Origin of the sequence: Staphylococcus croceilyticus (assembly GCF_002902575.1) — a bacterium.
Lineage (GTDB): Bacteria > Bacillota > Bacilli > Staphylococcales > Staphylococcaceae > Staphylococcus > Staphylococcus croceilyticus.
The window spans coordinates 1-21,014 of the sequence record NZ_PPRD01000145.1 but is presented as its reverse complement, the minus strand read 5'-3'; the positions used below and the strand labels follow the sequence as shown (position 1 = coordinate 21,014).

The 21,014-nt window shown below is 32.9% G+C and carries 21 protein-coding genes; 18 read left to right on the top strand and 3 right to left on the bottom strand.

Going from position 1 to position 21,014, the window contains the following annotated elements:
* Positions 1–25 precede the first annotated feature (25 nt).
* Positions 26–253 carry a hypothetical protein gene (locus CD128_RS11505; RefSeq protein ID WP_103329998.1) on the top strand — a complete coding sequence of 76 codons (228 nt, stop codon included), beginning with the start codon at positions 26–28 and terminating at the stop codon, positions 251–253.
* A 381-nt stretch (positions 254–634) separates the two neighbouring features.
* Positions 635–1,039, top strand: coding sequence for a VOC family protein (locus CD128_RS11500; protein ID WP_103329997.1), 405 nt, complete (start codon positions 635–637; stop codon positions 1,037–1,039).
* 699 nt (positions 1,040–1,738) lie between these two features.
* On the opposite strand, the gene CD128_RS11495 is transcribed toward CD128_RS11500, so the two are convergent.
* Positions 1,739–3,436, bottom strand: a complete 1,698-nt coding sequence (locus CD128_RS11495; protein ID WP_103329996.1) for an Rqc2 family fibronectin-binding protein — start codon at positions 3,434–3,436, stop codon at positions 1,739–1,741.
* A gap of 158 nt (positions 3,437–3,594) precedes the next feature.
* Between CD128_RS11495 and gmk the strand changes: the two genes are divergently transcribed.
* The 5 genes from gmk to CD128_RS11470 all read left to right on the top strand — a co-directional run bounded on the left by gmk (position 3,595) and on the right by CD128_RS11470 (position 8,744).
* The gene (gmk, locus tag CD128_RS11490; RefSeq protein WP_103329995.1) at positions 3,595–4,218 is read left to right on the top strand and encodes a guanylate kinase; all 624 of its coding nucleotides are present in this window, start codon (positions 3,595–3,597) and stop codon (positions 4,216–4,218) included.
* Complete coding sequence (gene rpoZ, locus CD128_RS11485; RefSeq protein WP_103297890.1) at positions 4,218–4,430, top strand: DNA-directed RNA polymerase subunit omega; 213 nt, start codon at positions 4,218–4,220, stop codon at positions 4,428–4,430. The genes gmk and rpoZ overlap by 1 nt, the downstream gene beginning before the upstream one ends.
* A 200-nt stretch (positions 4,431–4,630) precedes the next feature.
* Entirely contained in the window at positions 4,631–5,830 is a 1,200-nt protein-coding gene (coaBC, locus tag CD128_RS11480; RefSeq protein ID WP_103329994.1) for a bifunctional phosphopantothenoylcysteine decarboxylase/phosphopantothenate--cysteine ligase CoaBC, read from the top strand.
* The gene (gene priA / locus CD128_RS11475) at positions 5,830–8,238 is read left to right on the top strand and encodes a primosomal protein N' (protein ID WP_103329993.1); all 2,409 of its coding nucleotides are present in this window, start codon (positions 5,830–5,832) and stop codon (positions 8,236–8,238) included. The genes coaBC and priA overlap by 1 nt, the downstream gene beginning before the upstream one ends.
* A gap of 188 nt (positions 8,239–8,426) precedes the next feature.
* Positions 8,427–8,744, top strand: coding sequence for a hypothetical protein (locus CD128_RS11470; protein ID WP_103329992.1), 318 nt, complete (start codon positions 8,427–8,429; stop codon positions 8,742–8,744).
* A 5-nt stretch (positions 8,745–8,749) separates the two neighbouring features.
* Here the strand turns inward: CD128_RS11470 and CD128_RS11465 are convergent, their stop codons facing one another.
* The gene (locus CD128_RS11465; RefSeq protein ID WP_103329991.1) at positions 8,750–8,953 is read right to left on the bottom strand and encodes a TM2 domain-containing protein; all 204 of its coding nucleotides are present in this window, start codon (positions 8,951–8,953) and stop codon (positions 8,750–8,752) included.
* A gap of 177 nt (positions 8,954–9,130) precedes the next feature.
* Here CD128_RS11465 and CD128_RS11460 point away from each other — a divergent pair, with 177 nt between their 5' ends.
* The 9 genes from CD128_RS11460 (at position 9,131) to CD128_RS11420 (ending at position 18,134) form a co-directional block, all read left to right on the top strand.
* Positions 9,131–9,619, top strand: coding sequence for a peptide deformylase (locus tag CD128_RS11460; RefSeq protein ID WP_103329990.1), 489 nt, complete (start codon positions 9,131–9,133; stop codon positions 9,617–9,619).
* Complete coding sequence (gene fmt, locus CD128_RS11455) at positions 9,612–10,544, top strand: methionyl-tRNA formyltransferase (protein ID WP_103330032.1); 933 nt, start codon at positions 9,612–9,614, stop codon at positions 10,542–10,544. Before CD128_RS11460 ends, fmt begins: the two co-directional genes overlap by 8 nt.
* Positions 10,541–11,848 (top strand): 16S rRNA (cytosine(967)-C(5))-methyltransferase RsmB, encoded by a 1,308-nt coding sequence (gene rsmB, locus CD128_RS11450; protein WP_103329989.1) that lies wholly within the window; start codon positions 10,541–10,543, stop codon positions 11,846–11,848. Before fmt ends, rsmB begins: the two co-directional genes overlap by 4 nt.
* A 1-nt stretch (position 11,849) precedes the next feature.
* On the top strand, positions 11,850–12,944 hold the full coding sequence (gene rlmN / locus CD128_RS11445) for a dual-specificity RNA methyltransferase RlmN (protein ID WP_103329988.1): 1,095 nt from the start codon (positions 11,850–11,852) through the stop codon (positions 12,942–12,944).
* Between the two features lie 5 nt (positions 12,945–12,949).
* Positions 12,950–13,693: a Stp1/IreP family PP2C-type Ser/Thr phosphatase gene (locus CD128_RS11440; RefSeq protein ID WP_103329987.1), complete on the top strand. Its 744-nt coding sequence runs from the start codon at positions 12,950–12,952 to the stop codon at positions 13,691–13,693.
* Positions 13,690–15,762 carry a Stk1 family PASTA domain-containing Ser/Thr kinase gene (pknB, locus tag CD128_RS11435; RefSeq protein WP_103329986.1) on the top strand — a complete coding sequence of 691 codons (2,073 nt, stop codon included), beginning with the start codon at positions 13,690–13,692 and terminating at the stop codon, positions 15,760–15,762. The genes CD128_RS11440 and pknB overlap by 4 nt, the downstream gene beginning before the upstream one ends.
* A gap of 208 nt (positions 15,763–15,970) precedes the next feature.
* Positions 15,971–16,846: a ribosome small subunit-dependent GTPase A gene (gene rsgA, locus CD128_RS11430; RefSeq protein ID WP_103329985.1), complete on the top strand. Its 876-nt coding sequence runs from the start codon at positions 15,971–15,973 to the stop codon at positions 16,844–16,846.
* Complete coding sequence (rpe, locus tag CD128_RS11425) at positions 16,846–17,490, top strand: ribulose-phosphate 3-epimerase (RefSeq protein ID WP_103297879.1); 645 nt, start codon at positions 16,846–16,848, stop codon at positions 17,488–17,490. Before rsgA ends, rpe begins: the two co-directional genes overlap by 1 nt.
* A gap of 5 nt (positions 17,491–17,495) precedes the next feature.
* Positions 17,496–18,134, top strand: a complete 639-nt coding sequence (locus tag CD128_RS11420; protein ID WP_103329984.1) for a thiamine diphosphokinase — start codon at positions 17,496–17,498, stop codon at positions 18,132–18,134.
* Positions 18,135–18,217: 83 nt separating this feature from the next.
* Here the strand turns inward: CD128_RS11420 and rpmB are convergent, their stop codons facing one another.
* Positions 18,218–18,406 carry a 50S ribosomal protein L28 gene (gene rpmB, locus CD128_RS11415; protein ID WP_103297877.1) on the bottom strand — a complete coding sequence of 63 codons (189 nt, stop codon included), beginning with the start codon at positions 18,404–18,406 and terminating at the stop codon, positions 18,218–18,220.
* 342 nt (positions 18,407–18,748) lie between these two features.
* Here rpmB and CD128_RS11410 point away from each other — a divergent pair, with 342 nt between their 5' ends.
* A complete protein-coding gene (locus tag CD128_RS11410; protein WP_103297876.1) occupies positions 18,749–19,123 on the top strand; it encodes an Asp23/Gls24 family envelope stress response protein in 375 nt (124 codons plus the stop codon).
* Between the two features lie 14 nt (positions 19,124–19,137).
* Positions 19,138–20,796, top strand: a complete 1,659-nt coding sequence (fakA, locus tag CD128_RS11405) for a fatty acid kinase catalytic subunit FakA (RefSeq protein ID WP_103329983.1) — start codon at positions 19,138–19,140, stop codon at positions 20,794–20,796.
* Positions 20,797–21,014 lie beyond the last annotated feature (218 nt).

Genomic DNA, 21,014 nt, shown 5'->3' with positions numbered 1-21,014 from the left:
CTATGTTTAAAGGGGGTAATGAATATTGACTACTGAAAAAGAAAAAAATCATTTTTATAATAAGATGAAACATGTGAATGATTTTTTATATAGTGAAAGTAATTTTAAAACCCCAGACCATACACTAACGATTGATGAAAGTATTGAAAGTATTCATAATGAGAGTGATAAAACAAACATGAAAGCTTTCGAACATACAATTGACTTTTTCAAAAAAGCGAAAGAAAAGTTACGCCAAAAAGGCGAAATTTAAAAGACAAAATGGTGCATATCACGACAGTTGTTTGAAACTAGACATAGTCGTATATGTACCATTTTTTTATAAAAAAATAACGCCACTGAGCGCGTCTACCCATGGCGTTTAAATGTATCCAACTCATAATATTAGCGAATAAAAATTTTAATTAAAATCCAACCTATTAATAACACAATAAACATAGATAGTAGGGGAATAATAAAATGCATCATTATAAAAAGCCTCCAATTTAACTTTACTTAATTGTAACGATAATACAAAATAAGTCAAAAAATTAAGTTTTAGAAAGTCTCTGTATAGGAGGGGGATTTTGTTAAATTGTTCATGAATAGTTTAAAATAGTAATGTGAACATAAAGAAAAACGTAGGGGGATTATCATGGAAATACCTAAAATAACAACATTTTTAATGTTTAATAATCAAGCTGAAGAGGCGATTAATTTATATACAAGCCTATTTGAAAATAGTGAAATTCTAACTATGGTTAAATATGGAGAGGAAGGACCAGGCGTCCCAGGTACAGTGCAACATTCTATTTTTACATTGAATGGTCAAGTGTTTATGGCTATTGATGCTGATAATGGTGAAGAGATACCTATGAACCCATCCATTTCGCTATATATTACTGTAGATAATGCAATGGAAATGGAACGTTTATTTAGCGGATTGAAAAAAGAAGGTGCTATTTTAATGCCTAAAACGGCAATGCCACCGTTCAGAGAATTCGCTTGGGTACAAGATAAATTTGGCGTGAGCTTCCAACTCGCATTACCAGAAAAATAAATTATTCTATTGATAAAATTTCACATTAAATTACATGGCACTGCGTAAATTTGTTTAGCAATATATAAATTTACGCAGTGCCTTTTTATATATAAATTTAAGGAAATACTTTATATACTTAAAGAAAAAATTTTTTAAATGAGTAATGAAAAGTAATCGTAAGATACTTAGTAAGTAGTAGTTTTAAGATAGATAGTGAAACGTAGATACGGAGACTCTTATGTTGATTATTAATAAACATAAGTGCTATGCACTTATGTAAGAAATTCTAAAGATAAACTACGAATGATGTTGTGTGACGCCTAAGGAATTTAGAGTTATTGATGAACGTAAGTGTTCAAACACTTACGTAAGTAGTTCTAAGGTAGATTACGAAGTGAAGTTGTGAAGACTCCTGGTGGAAAAGAAAGCGCCTCAAGACTACAGGCTTGAGCCTTTCCCACCGGAAAGCGCAACAACTTAAACAAGTGAATATCTACCTAAGAACTATTTTACAAGACCTTGGGTCGACCCAGCCCCCTAGGCAAGCGTCTCAACTTAAGTGAAATGATGATCCATTTAAGAACTGCTTTAGAGACGGCACCCCTGGAAAGCTTAGCAACTTAAATGAGTGAGTACCTATCAAAGAACGCCTTTACAAATAGACATAAAATAATCCACGTTATAAGCAATTTATAACGTGGATCATTTTACGTTTTCTTATTTCTGTTTCATGTTTTGAATTTTATCGTAATCAGGTGTGGCAAAAAGTGTTTTTTGATTATCATACGTGACAAAACCAGGTTTCGCACCTGAAGGTTTATGAACATTTCGAATTTCAGTATAGTCTACTGGTATTTGTCCAGAATTACCAGCTTTAGAGAAGTAGCCCGCTATCATTGCTGCTTCTTTAATTGTTTCCTCACTAGGCGCATCATTTAAAATAACCACATGAGAGCCTGGTATATCCTTCGTATGGAACCAAATATGAGATTTTTGCGCTTTACGATTAGTTAAATAGTCATTTTGCTTATTGTTTTTACCAACTAATATCGTATCTCCATCGGTTGAAAGATACGTTTGAAGTTGAATCTTTTCATTTTTCTTCTTCTTAACATTTTTACGCTGCTTCATAAAACCTTGTTCAGCTAATTCATCTCTAATATCATCTATCTCATTTACTGTAATATGTTCTAGTTGTTGTTCAATATTAGCGAAGTAATCAATATTTTCACGTGTTAATTTAATCTGATGGTCAAGTTCTCGTTCACGTGTTTTCATGCGGTTATATTGTTTATAATAATATTGCGCATTCACTGAAGGAGACTTCGTTGGATTTAAAGGAATCGTCACTTCATCATTAGTATAATAATTTAGCGCAGTGACAGACTCATCACCTTGTTTAATACGGTAAATATTTGCCGTAATAAGCTCCCCATATAATTGTTGCGTATCTTTATCTTTCGCACCTTCATATTCCTCAATCAATTTATTTAACTTATGTTGTTGCTTTTGAAGTTGTTGTTGAACAAAACGTACTAAATCATTTGCACGTTGTTTTACTCTTTCACGTTCGCCACGCGCATCATAGAAACGATCTAACAATTCGTGTAATGAGTCATAGATCACGGCATCATCTTGGAATTGTTTAAGTTTCATAAAGTAGAAATCTTCTTTACCAGTTTCATGATTTTTATGGAAAATGGGTACAGGTTCCTGATCTATTTGTTCCATTACTTCATCGTATGCTTTAGGTAATGTGTCAGAAGTCATAAATTGATAACGGTCTACAATTTCATTTGTAATTAAAGGACTAAAGCCTTCAAATGTAGTAAGTAATTGTCTTGCAATTTTACCACTATTAAAATCAATGTGCTTTAATGCTTCTTGTCCATCCATTTCAAACGGATTAAGTTTATTTTGTGTAGGAGGCGCTTCATATTGGAAGCCAGGCATTACTGTACGATATTGGTTAGTGTTAGGTGTCAGATGTTTAAATCCTTCAATAATTTTATAATTATCATCTACTAAAATGAGGTTACTGTGTTTACCCATTATTTCAAGAATGACAGTACGATAAATCGTATCACCAATTTCATCTTTACTTTCAACGTCAATTTCTACGCGTCGGTCATTTCCAATTTGGCGCACTGCTTTCACGATGCCACCTTCTAAATGTTTACGAAAGACACGTGCAAACATAGGTGGATCAAAAGGATTATCGTATTTTTTATTAGTTAAGTGCATTCTTGAAAAGCTTGGATGTATTGATAATAATAAATGATGGTTTTTACGATTTTGTCGTACAATCATAATTATTGTGTCATTTTCTGGTTGATTAATTTTGTGAATTCTACCGGAAACTAGAAATTGTAGTGAGTCTACCATTTTATTAGTAAATAAGCCATCGTATGCCATAATTAATTTCCACCTTCAATTTTTTCATTCATTATATTGTAACATGGTAAAATCATAGCGTCATGATTTAAGTTTGTCGTTCACACTCTATACAATTCATTCCTCAATGTGATATTATATTTAAATAATAGAAGAATAGCTTAGAGAGGTCGTAAGGCATGGATAATGAAAAAGGATTACTAATTGTTCTTTCAGGTCCTTCAGGAGTAGGTAAAGGAACTGTTCGTAAAGAAATATTTGACGATCCAACTACATCATATAAGTACTCTATCTCAATGACTACACGGGACATACGCGAAGGAGAAGTCGATGGTGTAGATTACTTTTTTAAAACGAAAGAAGAATTCGAAGCGTTAATTCAGGAAGATCAATTTATTGAATATGCCGAATACGTAGGAAATTATTATGGCACACCTGTTCAATATGTTAAAGATACTATGGAAGCTGGTCATGACGTATTTTTAGAGATTGAAGTAGAAGGTGCAAAACAGGTAAGAAAGAAATTTCCTGATGCATTATTTATCTTCCTTGCACCGCCAAGCTTAGACCATTTGAGAGAGCGTTTAGTGGGGCGAGGTACTGAATCTGATGAAAAAATCCAAAGCAGAGTCAATGAAGCACGTAAAGAAGTAGAAATGATGAATCTTTACGATTATGTTGTCGTTAATGATGAAGTAGAGTTAGCCAAACAACGTATTCAATCAATTGTTGAAGCGGAGCATTTAAAAAGAGAACGCGTAGAAGCTATATATAGAAAAATGTTATTGGAGGCAAAAAAATAATGTTAAACCCACCTTTAAATCAATTACAATCAAAAATTAATTCAAAATACTTAATTGCTACGACTGCAGCTAAGCGTGCACGTGAATTAGATGAAAAACCTGAAACAGCTTTACTAAACGGTTATCATTCAGCTAAACCAGTTGGCCAAGCATTAGAAGAAATTGCAAACGGTAAAATTGAACCTGAATATCCAGATGATTTTTACGCATAAGTTTAACGTTTATACAATTTTAAAGTCATAAGTTAGTATTAATTTGTGAGACTATAATAAAAAAGATTCGCACACCTTACATTAAATGAGCCACTCATTTTACTAGGGTGTGTGTTTTTAATTATTCGACTGATTTGTGTATAATTAATTTAATGTAAAAACTTATTTAATAATCGAAAAAGTAAGGGAGAAAGCCGATTATGAAACACATTCTACTCGCCGTAACAGGTGGTATTGCAGCTTATAAAGCAATTGATTTAACAAGTAAGTTAACGCAAGCAGGTTACGATGTAAGAGTTATGCTTACAGATCATGCTCAAGAATTTGTGACACCCTTAGCGTTTCAAGCTATTGGTAGAAATCCAGTGTATACGAGTACTTTTAAAGAAGAGAATCCTCAAGAAATTCAACATGTGGCACTAGGAGATTGGGCTGACGCGATTATAATAGCACCTGCTACTGCCAATATTATTGCTAAATTGAGCGTAGGCATTGCTGATGATATGGTTACGTCTACGTTGTTAGCTACTGAAACACCTAAATTTATAGCGCCAGCGATGAATGTGCATATGTATGAGAATCCACGTACGCAACGTAATATTGAGGTGCTTAAATCAGATGGCTATCACTTTATTGAGCCTGGTGATGGTTTCTTAGCGTGCGGTTATGTCGCAAAAGGAAGAATGGAAGAACCGTTACAAATTGTAAGTGTCCTTAACGACTATTTTAAACAACAACAACTCATTCAAAATAATAGCTTCACTGGTAAACATGCACTAGTTACAGCTGGACCTACAGTAGAAGTAATTGACCCAGTTCGTTTTGTCTCAAATCGTTCTTCTGGAAAGATGGGGTTTGCAATTGCTCAAGCCTTACGTGATCGTGGCGCACATGTAACATTAGTTACTGGTCCTACTCAATTAGAAGATCCAACTGGGGTAGAAGTGATTCATATTGAAAGCGCAGAAGAAATGTTCCAAGCGGTAACACAACGTTATGATGAACAAGATATTGTAGTGAAAGCAGCGGCAGTGTCAGATTACACGCCTAATCAAGTGTTAGATCATAAGATGAAGAAGCAAGAAGGGGATTTATCAGTCACATTTAAGCGTACTAAAGATATACTAAAATATTTAGGTGAACACAAAACACATCAATATTTAGTAGGTTTTGCTGCAGAAACACAAAATATTGAACAATACGCACAAGATAAATTAAAACGCAAAAATGCAGATGTGATTATTTCAAATAATGTAGGAGACCAATCGATTGGTTTCAAATCTGATGATAATGAATTAACAATGCATTTTAAAAATGGTGAAACGCATAATATAAAGAAAGGAAAAAAAGTGCAATTAGCTCAACAAATTTTAGATGAATTAGAAACTAGGTGGCAATAATGATTGCAAAGGTCATTGTAGATGTACCTTCCAAAAGTGTAGATTTTAAGTTTGATTATCTCGTACCTAAAAATTTAGAAGCGTTTATACAAGTAGGTGTCAGAGTTATCGTTCCATTTGGGCCTCGAACAATTCAAGGCTATGTTATGGATATTCAGTCACAACCAAGTGAAGATATTGACATTCAAAGGTTAAAAGAAATTAAAGAAGTTCAAGATATACGTCCAGAATTAACGCCTGAATTAATACAATTAAGCGAATGGCTCAGTTATTCGCATGTGTCTAAGAGTATTTCTGTCCTTGAAGCAATGTTACCTAGCGCAATTAAGGCAAAATATACAAAAGTATTTGAAGTTGTAAAACATAATGACATGGAAGAAGACCTTTTAAAATATTTTGATTCCAGAGGACATTATAAATATAAAGATGCGCAAAAAAATAACCATTTGCCAGTGTTAAATCATTTACTCAAAGAAGGTATCGTTCAAGAAGTAACATTGTTATCTCAACATACTAGTAAAAAAACGCAAAGAGCGGTTCGCATTCTGGATGAGTATAATCCTGATGAAATCCTAGCGTTATTAGAAAAGTCTATGAAACAGTACGATGTGTATGCTTTCTTATTAGATGAACAACATAAGACAGTTTTTCTTAAAGATTTAGAAGAAATGGGATTTTCAAAATCTAGTATTGATAGTCTTGTGAAAAAAGGGTTTATCGAAAAATATGATGCCGAAGTTGAACGTGATCCATTTGCAGACCGTATTTTTGAAAGAGAAGATAAACGGACATTAACTCAAGAACAAGAAGTGGCTTTTCAACAAATCAAAGCAACGATTGACAAAGAACAGCAGCGTACCTTCTTATTACATGGTGTTACTGGATCAGGAAAGACGGAAGTTTACCTACAAACAATTGAAGAGGTGCTGAATAAAGGACAACAAGCTATGATGTTAGTACCTGAAATTGCCTTAACGCCCCAAATGGTTTTACGTTTCAAACGTCGTTTTGGTGATGATGTTGCCGTGCTTCATTCAGGTTTATCAAATGGGGAACGTTATGATGAATGGCAAAAAATTAGAGATGGTAGAGCACAAGTAAGTGTAGGTGCGCGTTCAAGTATTTTCGCGCCTTTTAAAAACTTAGGTATTATTATTATTGATGAGGAGCATGAATCAACTTATAAGCAAGAAGATTATCCACGCTACCATGCGCGTGATATTGCCGAATGGCGCAGTCGTTATCATCATTGTCCTTTAGTGTTAGGCAGTGCAACGCCAAGTCTTGAATCTTATGCTCGTGCTGAAAAGGATGTTTATCAACTTCTAACATTGCCTACTAGGGTGAATCAACAAGCATTACCTTCAATTGATATCATTGATATGCGAGAAGAATTAAGTTCAGGTAACCGTTCGATGTTCTCAAATGAATTGCGTGAGGCGATTCAAGACCGATTGAATAAAAATGAACAAATCGTATTATTCTTAAATCGCCGTGGATATGCGTCATTTATGTTATGTCGTGATTGTGGTTATGTTCCTCAATGTCCTCATTGCGATATATCGCTTACCTACCATAAAACCACGGATCAGTTAAAGTGTCATTATTGTGGTTATCAAGAAACGCCACCTAATATATGTCCTAACTGTGAGAGTCCACATATTCGCCAAGTAGGAACAGGGACACAACGCGTTGAAGAAATTTTACAACAGGAATTTGAAGAAGCACGTATTATTCGTATGGACGTAGATACGACATCACGTAAAGGTGCTCATGAGAAATTGCTTACTGATTTTGAAAAGGGCAAAGGTGATATCTTGCTAGGCACGCAGATGATTGCGAAGGGCTTAGACTATCCTAATATTACATTGGTAGGGGTACTTAATGCCGATACTATGTTAAATTTACCTGATTTCAGAGCAAGTGAACGTACATATCAATTATTAACCCAAGTGTCAGGTCGAGCAGGGCGTCATGAAAAGCCTGGAAAAGTTATCATTCAAACCTATAACCCGACACACTACGCTATTGAAGATGTACAACAAAATGATTATTTAACGTTTTATCAAAAAGAAATGGAATTTCGAAAAATTGGAAAATATCCTCCATATTACTTTTTAATTAATTTTACTATTGCGCATAAAAATATGAAAAAAGTAATGGAAGCGTCAAAACACGTTCATCAAGTATTGTTACAACATTTAACCGATAAAGCTCTAGTGCTAGGACCATCTCCTGCCGCTATTGCGCGTATTAATAATGAACATCGGTTCCAAATTCTTGTTAAATATAAACGTGAGCCAGAGTTGCTTAAAGCGTTGCAATATTTAGATGATTATTATCATGAAGCATATATGAAAGATAAATTATCCTTGAAAATTGATATCAACCCTCAAATAATGATGTGATAAAATTGTCGAGTTTTTATGGTAGATAAAAATTACGTCAAGGTGTAAAATGTAATCTGAATTAGAGCGCAGAATGTCGCTAAAACGCAATGTTTAATTTACCCATTAATTAATTTATGTCATTAAAGCATCTAGAATACACACATCACTGTAAGCACTTGGCACTTTAATAATGGAGGATGACCGCTATGGTTGAAGAAAAATACGTCGGCACCAAGGCATTTGAGGAATTTAAAGAACATGTTGATTCAAGATTTAATCATCTTGAACAAAATTCAAATGAAACAATAGATAGTAATTACAAAAGTTTAAATTTGACCATTCAAAACATGTTTTTTCAAATCAAAGAAGAAATTCATAAAATATATATGAATGAGATACGCTTTATTATCATAACATCATTAAGTATCGTAGCACTTTTACTACCAATTATTTTGTTTACTATAAAATTAGATAAAAAAAGTTACGCCATAGAATATATATTCTGTGGCGTAACTTTTTTATAAATAGTCTACATTACTACGTTACCATTTTCATCGGCAGGTCTGAATAATGTTAAGATTGCACTAATAATAGCGATGATATGTGGAATACCTGTCCAGAAGAAAGCTAAATGTAAAATGCCTGACATCGTTTTACCAGCATAAAACTTGTGGACACCGAAGCTACCTAAAAATAATGCTAAAACGATATAAATAATTTTATTTACTTCCATTTTAATAACACCTCCAAACTTTTTATATTTAATTCCGTCTCATTTTCTATTTTAATCGTATCAAATTTAAATGCAATTGATAACAATCTATTCAGTATTAATTTCAGTCTAAGGTCGCAATTCAATTTGAATTAAGTTATAATTATATGATGAATTTTTTCAGGAGGAGCATACATTATGGCGATACAAAAATTAGTCCAATCTACGCATCCTGTATTAACTAAAAAAGCACAACCTATAACACAATTTGATGATGTATTAAAAGATTTGTTTTTAGATATAGAAGATACGCTATACGCTGAAGAAGCCTCTGCATTGAGTGCGCCTCAAATAGGGATTAGTAAGCAAGTAGCGATGATTGATATGGAATTGGAGGGTTTATTACAACTTGTAAATCCTGTTATTAAATCTGAATCAGCTGAGAAAATAATCGACTTAGAAGGTTCTGTAAATTTACCTGGTGTATATGCAGAAGTAGAACGTAGTAAAATGATTACAGTAGAAGGTAATGATTTAGAAGGAAATAAAATAGAATTGACTGCCTATGATGATGTGGCGCGCATGATTTTACACATCGTTGATCAATTAAATGGCATATTATTTACCGAACGTGCTAAAAAAGTATTAACTGAAGAAGAAGTGGAGGCGTATTTTGAAAATGAGTAAAATAATTTTTATGGGAACACCCGATTTTTCAACAAAAGTATTAGAAATGTTAATAGCAGAGCATGAGGTTATCGCAGTGGTTACCCAACCAGATAGACCAGTTGGACGTAAACGTGTGTTAACACCACCTCCAGTTAAAAAAGTAGCTCAAGCACATGATATACCTGTTTATCAACCTGAAAAACTTAAAGATTCAGAAGAACTAACTACATTATTGAGTCTTGAGCCAGATTTAATTGTAACGGCTGCATTTGGCCAATTATTGCCTGAAAGTTTATTAAACTTACCTAAAAAAGGTGCGATCAATGTCCACGCCTCACTTTTACCAAAATATCGCGGTGGCGCACCAATTCATCAAGCGATTATTGATGGAGAGAAACAAACTGGTATTACTATTATGTATATGGTGAAAAAATTAGATGCAGGTAATATTATTTCTCAAAAAGCGATTGATATTGAGCAAGATGATAATGTAGGCACAATGCATGACAAATTAAGTTTCTTAGGTGCCGATTTATTAAAAGAAACATTACCTTCAATTGTTGAAGGTACAAATGATATCATACCTCAAGATGATGCAAAGGCTAGCTTTGCTTCAAATATTAGCAGAGAAGATGAGCGTATTGATTGGACGAAATCAGCTCAAGATGTTCATAACCACATTAGAGGATTATCGCCATGGCCAGTAGCTTATACTAAGATGAATGACACAAACTTAAAACTATTTGCTGCGCATATTATTGAAGGTAAAAAAGGCGAACCAGGCCAAATTATTGAAACGACTAAAAAAGCAATTATAGTTGGTACAGGCTCAGATGATGCTATAGCATTAACAGATATTCAATTAGCAGGGAAAAAACGTATGTTAGTAAGTAATTACTTAAGCGGCGTGCAAGAATCTCTAGTTGGGAAAACGTTAGTATGACACAAACAGTGAGAGAACTAGCGTTTCAAGCTATTCAAGACATATTAAATGATAATGCGTATAGTAACTTAAAGATTAATGAAATACTGTCTAATGAGAAAATATCCTCTATTGATAAACCTCTTTTCACAGAATTAGTATATGGTACGATAAAACGTAAATTAACATTAGATTTTTATTTAAAACCTTTTATTAAAACAAAAGTAAAAGGCTGGGTAAGACAACTATTATGGATGAGTTTATATCAATATATTTATTTAGATAAAGTGCCTAACCATGCCATTATCAATGAAGCGGTAGATATCGCAAAACGTCGCGGCGGGCCCCATAATGGTAATATAGTAAACGGTATTTTAAGAACTATTTTCAGAAGTGATTTACCCAATATCGATACTATTAAAAATGAAAAGCAACGTATGTCTGTTCAATATAGTGTACCGAAATGGATTATCGAACATTGGATTACTCATCATGGCCTGGAACAAACACACAAAATCGCCAATGCGTTTTTGCAGCAAACAGCGAATACAGTCAGAGTTAATACAAGTCGAATTAGTCCTAAGGAACTGGTATCACGATTACAAGATGAAGGTTATCAAGTTGAAATAGATAATCTCATACCCTATTGTTTACATTTAAAAGGAAAGCCAGTGGTAGCGTCTTTAGCATTTAAAGAAGGTCTTATTTCAATTCAGGATAAAAGCTCAATGTTAGTGGGCTACTTCATGGGTGTAGAACCCAATGATGAAATTTTAGATACTTGTAGTGCACCGGGTGGTAAAGCGTGTCATATGGCAGAACTATTATCTCCAAATGGTCATGTTGATGCGACAGATATTCATAAGCATAAAATTGGCTTAATTAAAGAAAATATTAGAAAATTACAACTTAAGAATATAAAAACCTTTGACCACGATGCTACAACTCCTTATAAAGGAATGTATGACAAAATTTTAGTGGATGCACCTTGTAGTGGATTAGGTGTGTTAAGACATAAACCTGAAATTAAATATGTGCAATCTCAACAAAGTATTAATGACTTAGTTGAATTACAACTTGAGATATTAGACAATGTAAAAGGTAACTTAAAGCCTGGAGGTACACTTATTTATTCAACGTGTACAATAGAGCAACTTGAAAATGAGAACGTGATTTATACTTTCTTAAAACGTAATAAAGATTTCGAATTTGAGCCTATTACGCACCCTATTACTGGAGAACAAGTTAAAACGTTACAAATTTTACCCCAAGACTTTGATTCGGATGGCTTTTTCATAACTAAAATAAAAAGAAAGGAAAGTTAAGATGATAACTGCTGAAAAAAAGAAGAAAAATAAATTCTTGCCCGATTTTGATAAACAATCGATCTATTCTTTAAGATTTGATGAAATGCAAGCGTGGTTAGTTGAACATGGTCAACAGAAATTTAGAGCGAAACAAATTTTTGAATGGTTATACCAAAAGCGTGTCAACAGCATTGATGAGATGACGAACTTATCTAAAGATTTACGCCAAGTATTAAAAGATAACTTTGCTATGACAACGTTAACTACCGTAGTAAAACAAGAAAGTAAAGATGGCACGATTAAGTTTTTATTTGAATTACAAGATGGCTATACGATTGAAACAGTATTAATGCGTCATGATTACGGTAATTCAGTATGCGTAACGACACAAGTAGGTTGTCGTATTGGTTGTACTTTCTGTGCCTCTACATTAGGTGGATTAAAACGTAATTTAGAAGCGGGAGAAATTGTTTCTCAAGTATTAACTGTACAAAAAGCGTTAGACGCTACTAATGAACGTGTTTCTCAAATTGTTATCATGGGCATTGGTGAACCATTTGAAAACTACGATGAAATGATGGACTTCTTACGTATAGTCAATGACGATAATAGTTTAAATATTGGTGCTCGTCATATCACGGTTTCAACTTCAGGTATTATTCCACGTATTTATGATTTTGCTGAAGAAGATATTCAAATTAACTTTGCAGTAAGTTTACATGCTGCGAAAGACGAAATACGTTCAAAATTAATGCCTATTAACCGTGCTTATCATGTAGATAAGTTAATGGAAGCAATTAAATATTATCAAGAAAAAACAAATCGTCGTGTTACATTTGAATATGGTTTATTCGGTGGCGTGAACGATCAACTTGAGCACGCACGTGATTTAGCCCATTTAATTAAAGATTTAAATTGCCATGTTAACTTAATTCCAGTTAACCATGTACCAGAACGAAATTATGTTAAAACTCCTAAAGATGATATATTTAAATTTGAAAAAGAATTAAAAAGATTAGGCGTCAATGCTACAATTAGACGTGAACAAGGATCAGATATTGATGCAGCATGTGGACAATTAAGAGCTAAGGAACGACAAGTAGAAACGAGGTAATCATAATGCTAAACGCACAATTTTTCACAGATACTGGACAACATAGAGATAAGAATGAGGATGCAGGAGGTATTTTTTATAACCAAACCCAACAACAACTATTAGTGTTGTGTGATGGTATGGGTGGTCATAAAGCGGGAGAAATTGCTAGTCAGTTTGTTACTTATGAACTTCAAAAACGTTTTGAAGATGAGAACTTTATAGAATTTGAACAAGCAGAGAACTGGTTGCGTTTGACTTTAAAAGATATAAATCGTGATCTATTTGAATATGCTCAAAGTCATGAAGATTATAGAGGCATGGGCACAACATGTGTCTGTGCGCTTGTCTTCGATAGACAATTAGTAGTTGCCAATATAGGAGATTCTAGAGCTTACGTGGTGAGTACAAGAGAGATTGAACAAATTACCCACGATCATTCATTTGTTAATCATTTGGTGATGACAGGGCAAATTACTGAAGAAGAAGCATGGTCTCACCCTCAACGTAATATTATTACTAAGGTGATGGGCACAGATAAACGTGTGAACCCTGATATATTTACTAAACGCTTTAGTTATTATGATTATCTTTTACTAGCGTCAGATGGGCTTACAGATTATGTAAGGGATACGCGCATTTTAGAGGCGTTAAGTGAACCATTATCACTTGAAGAACATGGTAATCAGTTAATTCAATTAGCGTTGTATCATCGTTCTAAAGATAATATTAGCGTGCTATTAGCTTCTATTGAAGGTGATAATGTATGATAGGAAAGTTAATTAGTGATCGCTATAAAGTTTTAGATAAACTTGGTGGCGGTGGAATGAGTATTGTTTATCTAGCTGAAGATACTATTTTGCATCGAAAAGTAGCTATTAAAGCAATTTCAATTCCACAGAATGAAAAAGACGAAACGATGCGTCGCTTTGAAAGGGAAGTTAATAACGCGACCCAATTGAGTCATAATAATATCATTGAAGTCTATGATGTTGATGAAGAAGAATGTTTTTTTCTCATAATGGAATATATTGATGGCCCTACGCTTTCTGAATATATACATAGTCATGGACCACTAAGTATTGATACGGCAATCAATTTTGTTGAACAAATTTTACAAGGCGTACAACAAGCTCATGAAAAGCGTATTGTACATAGAGATATTAAACCTCAAAATATTTTAATTGATAAAAACAAAACATTAAAAATATTTGATTTCGGCATTGCTAAAGCACTTAGTGAAACCTCTATGACACAAACCAATCACGTACTAGGTACCGTCCAATATTTATCACCTGAACAAGCAAAAGGTGAAACAACTAATGAAACTACAGACATTTATTCGATCGGGATAGTACTTTATGAAATGTTAATTGGCCATCCACCATTTAGCGGGGAAACTGCTGTAAGTATTGCTATAAAGCATATACAAGAAGCTGTTCCTAATGTAACTGATCAGAGAGAAGATGTTCCTCAATCATTAAGTAATGTGGTATTAAAGGCTACTGCTAAAAATCCTGAGCATCGTTACCAAAGTATTAGGGAAATGAGAGAAGATTTAAGCAGTGTATTAGTTTCAAGTCGTGTAAATGAAGAAAAACATACACTTGAAAGTGATGAGAAAAAAACAGTCCCTATTGATAAAAATGAAATTAAAGATAAGTTAAAAGAAGAAGATGCTAAGAAAAATATTGCACAAACCATGCAAATTCCTATTGTAAATGAGCATCAATTTCAAACGAGCGAGAACCATATATATGAGCCTCCTCGTAAGAAACGTTCTAAAAGGAAGAAATTTGCTATTGCTCTAATTTTGCTTTTTCTTTTAGTAAGTTTATTCGGATTTATAGCCATTGGTATGTTTGGAGATAAATACTCTGAAATGCCAGATTTAACTGGTAAAACTGAAAAAGAAGCAGAGAAAATACTTCGTAAATCACATTTAGAAATCGGTAAAATTTCACGTGAATATAGCGATACTTATCCTGAAAATAAAATTATGAAATCTACCCCTAAAGCTGGCGAAAGAATTAATCAGCATGACAAAGTTGATATCATTCTTTCAAAAGGTCCTGAGCGTGCAAAAATGCCGAATGTAATTGGTATGAAAAAAGATGATGCGATTAATAAACTAAAAGAATTAAAACTAAATAATATTTCTATTGAGCAAGAATATAGTAATCAAATGCCGAAAGGTAGCATCCTTCGTCAAAATGTTAATCCAGATAGTGATGTAAAAGTGAACGATCATTATATTGTATTAACTGAGTCTTTAGGTGTGAAAAAAGTCTATATTAAAAATTATGAAAACGAAGATTATCAAACTGCCAAAAAAGAATTAGAGAAAAACAAAATAAAAGTAGAAATATCAGAAGAATTTAGCGATGATATTCAAAAAGATAAAATTATTTCTCAAACACCTAAGAGTACACAAGTAGAGGAAGGTAGTACTATCCACTTTACTGTTTCTAAAGGTAAAGAGGATAAGAAAAATAACAAAGATAGCGTAGATAAAGAAGATAGTAAGAACAGTAAAGACAAAGAAGATAATAAAAAGAATGATTCACAAGAAAAAAGTGATGATTCGAAAGACACAGCTAATGTAAAAAACTATAATGAAACATACACAATACCGTATACTGGAGAAGATGATAAAGGCCAGAAAGTTCAAGTATATGTGAGAGATAAAGATAATAGTGGTACAAGTGCTATTCAAACTTATACAATTACTGATGACAAAACGATTTCAATTCCTTTGGCAATTGAAAAAGGTACATCAGCTGGCTATACCATTAGAGTAGATGGTAAAGTCGTTGCAGATAAAGACGTTTATTATTAATCTTTTTTCAATGAATAATAATTAAAGTCTCAGAGTGATTTTGAAATTATGTTGAAATCATTTTGAGGCTTTTTTATAACTTTATATTTAACTATAAATAAATTATGTAAACTTAAAATATAAATAATATCTTTTAAGTCTAACTTAGATTATTCAATCACATTTTGCTATAATATGTAATTATAAATATAAGACAAGAGGTGTCATTTTGGAGACTGGACGTATTATTAAATTAGTAAGTGGCGTTTATCAAGTAGATGTAGAAGGAAAATTATATAATACTAAACCACGTGGGCTATTTAGAAAGAAAAAATTTTCTCCTATCGTGGGAGATATTGTAGATTTTGAAATTCAAAATATAGATGAAGGGTATATTCATCATGTACATGATCGACGAAACGCTTTAAAACGTCCGCCAGTAAGTAATATAGATGGTTTAATTATAGTGATGAGTGCGGTAGAACCTGATTTTTCAACCCAATTATTAGATCGATTTTTAGTTATCGCGCATTCTTATGATTTAGCACCAAGTATATTAGTTACGAAGAAAGACTTAGCATCAGAAGCGCAAATTGAACACATTGAATCATTACTATCTAATTATCAATCTATTGGATATAACACCCAATTTGTTGGTAAGGACTCTGATAAAAGCGATGTCGTTGCTTCATGGCCTAATGGATTAGTAGTACTAAGTGGACAATCTGGTGTAGGTAAATCAACATTTATCAATACATTCAATCCTGAGCTAAATCTTGAAACGAATGACATATCGAAATCGCTTAACCGCGGTAAACATACTACACGACATGTAGAGTTGTTTGAAAGAGAGAATGGCTTCATAGCTGACACTCCCGGATTTAGTGCTTTAGATTTTGATCATATTGAAAAAGATGATTTAAAACATTATTTTATTGATATTGATAACTATGGTGAACAATGTAAATTTAGAAATTGTAACCATATTAAAGAACCTCAATGTAATGTAAAACAACAATTAGATGAAGGTCATTTACCACAATTCCGATATGACCATTATCTTCAATTATTCAATGAAATTTCTAATAGAAAGGTTAGATATTAATGAGAAGAATATATCCTTCGCTATTATCAGCAGACTTTTTAAATTTAAAAAATGAAATAGCTTTATTAGAAGAAGCCCAAGTAGACGGCTTACATTTCGATGTAATGGATGGACAATTTGTTCCTAATATTTCTATCGGATTGCCTATTTTAGATGCCGTACGTAGTGCTACTCAACTTCCAATTGACGTACATTTAATGATTGAGAACCCTGAACAATATATTGAAACGTTTGCGGAACATGGCGCTGATATGATTTCAATCCATGTTGAAGCAACGCCTCATATTCATCGTGCTTTACAAATGATTAAAAATGCTGGTAAAAAAGCTGGCGTAGTTATTAATCCTGGCACACCAGTAGAAGCATTGATGCCTATTTTAGAAATGGTTGATTACGTATTAATTATGACAGTAAACCCAGGGTTCGGCGGACAGTCATTTATAGAAGCTTGTGCTACTAAAGTGAGATTATTACGTGATATAAGAGAATCATCTGAATTGCATTTCGATATTGAAGTTGATGGTGGAATTAATGATGAAACAATTGGACTATGTGCAGAGAATGGTGCCACTATGTTTGTAACTGGATCTTATTTCTTTAAACAAGATGATTATAAAAAAGTTACACAACGTTTGAAAGGTTGATTGAAATGAGAATCAATTTACTTTGTGGAGACAGACATTTACCTCAAGATATATTTAATAATGCACAAGACTTACACTGGGGTGGTATCGATAGAGGTACTTTAATACTTACTAATCATCAAATTACTCCTAAATTTACAGTAGGAGACTTCGATTCAGTAACAGAAGAGGAAAGAAATCGTTTAAAAGAAACGCTTGATATTCATCCAGTTAAAGCTGAAAAAGATGATACTGATTTAGCACTTGGTGTCGAAGAAGCAGTACAACGAGGCTATAATGAAATTTATATTTTTGGAGCAACTGGCGGTCGTTTAGATCACTTTATGGGAATGCTTCAAATTTTGTTAAAACCTATGTATTCTGACAAACAAATCAAATTAGTCGTAGTTGATCAGCAAAATGAAATTCAATTATTAAATAGCGGTATACATACGATTGAAAAGTCTGCTAATTACAAATACGTATCTTTTATCCCAGTAAATGGGGAAGTTACTTTAACGTTAAAAGGATTTAAATATAACCTTAAACAACAACATTTAGAAATTGGTTCTACATTAACTATTTCTAATGAAGTAGAGGAGCCAATTGCGCATATCAATGTTGAAAATGGCCAAGTACTACAAATGAGAAGTAAAGATTTGTAACGCTAACGTTTCATCATAATCAAATTTAGACATAAAAAAATGCCTTCACCACATATGAAGGCATTTTTTGTGCATTATATTTATTAAACTCTAGTAACTTTACCAGATTTTAAAGCACGCGCAGAAACCCAAACTTTTTTAGGTTTTCCGTCAACTAAAATTCTAACTTTTTGAAGGTTAGCATTAAATCTACGTTTGTTCGCATTTAAAGCGTGTGAACGATTGTTACCAGTCGATGCTTTACGACCTGTTACGAAACATTGTTTACCCATCAAAGTACCTCCTTTAATAAATATAAATACACTTGACTACTTATATACTTTAATAAGATACCATATATGAAAATTGAAAGCAATAAAATAAAATGTAATTTAACTTAAAATGTTTTGAAATCCTTAAATTATGGTATAATTGTAAGCTGAGGAGTTATGTAATACATCTCTAATAATTATATTATTTGAGTATGAACCAATAGTGTTTTTCACTATTTAAATAAAATATTGATTATAGATAGGGTATACATATGATAAACGACGCATAAAGTTATCTATAATCTTAGTGTAGTTTCTTTAAAGTTAACGTCATTTTAACCATAATTCAGGAGGAATAGGAAGATGACTATTGAAATCTCAAACGACTATGGCAAAATAGATATTTCAAATGAAGTAATCGCATCAGTGGTAGGCAGTAAAGCAGTTGAAAGTTATGGAATAGTAGGTATGGCATCTAGACAACAAGTAAGAGATGGCATTGCTGAAATCTTAGGCCATGAAAATTATGCTAAAGGTATTATTGTAAAAGAAAACAATGGCGTGATTGATATCGATATGTATATTATCGTGAGCTATGGTGTAAAAATTTCTGAAGTAGCTAATAATGTTCAATCATCTGTAAAATACACACTTGAACATTCATTAAATGTTAAAGTAAATTCAATTAATATTTTTGTACAAGGCGTACGACTTAATCACAAGGGCAAGAAGGTATAGGAGGACAAAGCACGATGATTAGCACAATTAACGGTAAATTATTTGCCGATATGATTATACAAGGGGCACAAAATTTATCTAATAACGCAGATTTAGTGGATTCCCTAAATGTTTATCCTGTTCCAGATGGCGATACAGGAACAAATATGAACTTAACTATCACTTCAGGGCGTGAAGAAGTTGAGAATAATTTATCAAATAGTATTGGTGAACTAGGTAAAACATTTTCTAAAGGTTTATTAATGGGCGCTCGTGGTAATTCAGGCGTTATTTTATCTCAATTATTTAGAGGTTTTTGTAAAAATATTGAACAAGAACAACAAATCAATGCGCAACAATTAGCAAGCAGTTTCCAAGCAGGTGTAGATACTGCTTACAAAGCGGTAATGAAGCCTGTAGAAGGAACTATCCTTACTGTTGCTAAAGACGCAGCTAATGCGGCTATCAATAAAGCTGAAGAAACAGACGATTGTGTTGAATTAATGGAATACACAATTGCAGAAGCTGAAAAATCACTAAATAATACTCCGAATTTATTAGCTGTATTAAAAGAAGTAGGCGTTGTGGATAGTGGCGGTAAAGGTTTATTATGCGTTTACGAAGGTTTCCTAAAAGGTCTTAAAGGTGAAACAGTTGAAGCTAAGAAACCTAAATTAGACACAGATGACTTAGTTCATGAAGAACACGATTTCCATGGTGTCATTAATACTGAAGATATTAAATACGGCTATTGCACTGAAATGATGGTCCGCTTTGGAAAAGATAAAAAAGAATTTGATGAACAAGAATTTAGAAATGATATGAGCCAATTTGGCGATTCTTTACTTGTTATTAATGATGAAGAAATCGTTAAAGTTCACGTACATACTGAAACACCAGGTGAAGTATTTAATTATGGTCAACAATATGGTGAATTAATTAAATTAAAAGTTGAAAATATGCGTGAACAACATCGTGAAGTTATCCGTAAAGAACAACAAAATCAACACACGGATAAAGATGAAGCACCTAAAACAGTAGAAACAGCTATTATTGCGATTTCTATGGGTGAAGGCATTTCAGAATTATTTACTTCAATGGGCGCAACACATATTATTAGTGGCGGACAAACAATGAATCCATCGACTGAAGATATTGTAAAAGTCATTGAACAATCTCAATGTCAACGTGCGATTATTCTTCCAAATAATAAGAATATCAGAATGTCGAGTGATCAAGCAGCTGAATTAGTCGAAGCAGATACTGTTGTCATTCCAACGACATCTATTCCTCAAGGTATTGCTGCACTTTTCCAATATGATCCATCATCTACATTGGAAGAGAACCAATCTCACATGACTACTGCTCTTGAAACAGTGAAATCTGGTTCAATCACTTTTGCAGTGAGAGATACTAAAATTGACGGTGTAGAAATTAAAAAAGATGAATTTATGGGCTTAGCAGAAAGTAAAATTGTTACTAGTAATGCAGATGAATTTGCAACGATTAAAGGCCTACTATCTGAATTATTAAATGAAGATAGCGAAATTTTAACAGTTATCGCTGGTGAAGAAGCTAGTGAAGACATGACAAGCCAATTAGTAGAATGGGTTGAAGCAGAATATCCAGATGTTGAAGTGGAAGAACATGATGGTGGCCAACCTATTTATCAATATTTATTCTCAGTTGAATAGAATTTAAAGGTTCCAAGGGCAGAGCCTAGACTATTATGTTGAAGAGATAGCCAGTAAATGAGTTTTTTACAAATTCATTTACTGGCTTCTTTTTTATTATTGAAAATTAAGCAGACCTACGCTTTTTAATCTTCAATAATATGTAAAATATAAATACTAGAAAAATTTACAAAAATTTATATTTATATTTTCTAAAATTAGTATAAAATATATTTGAT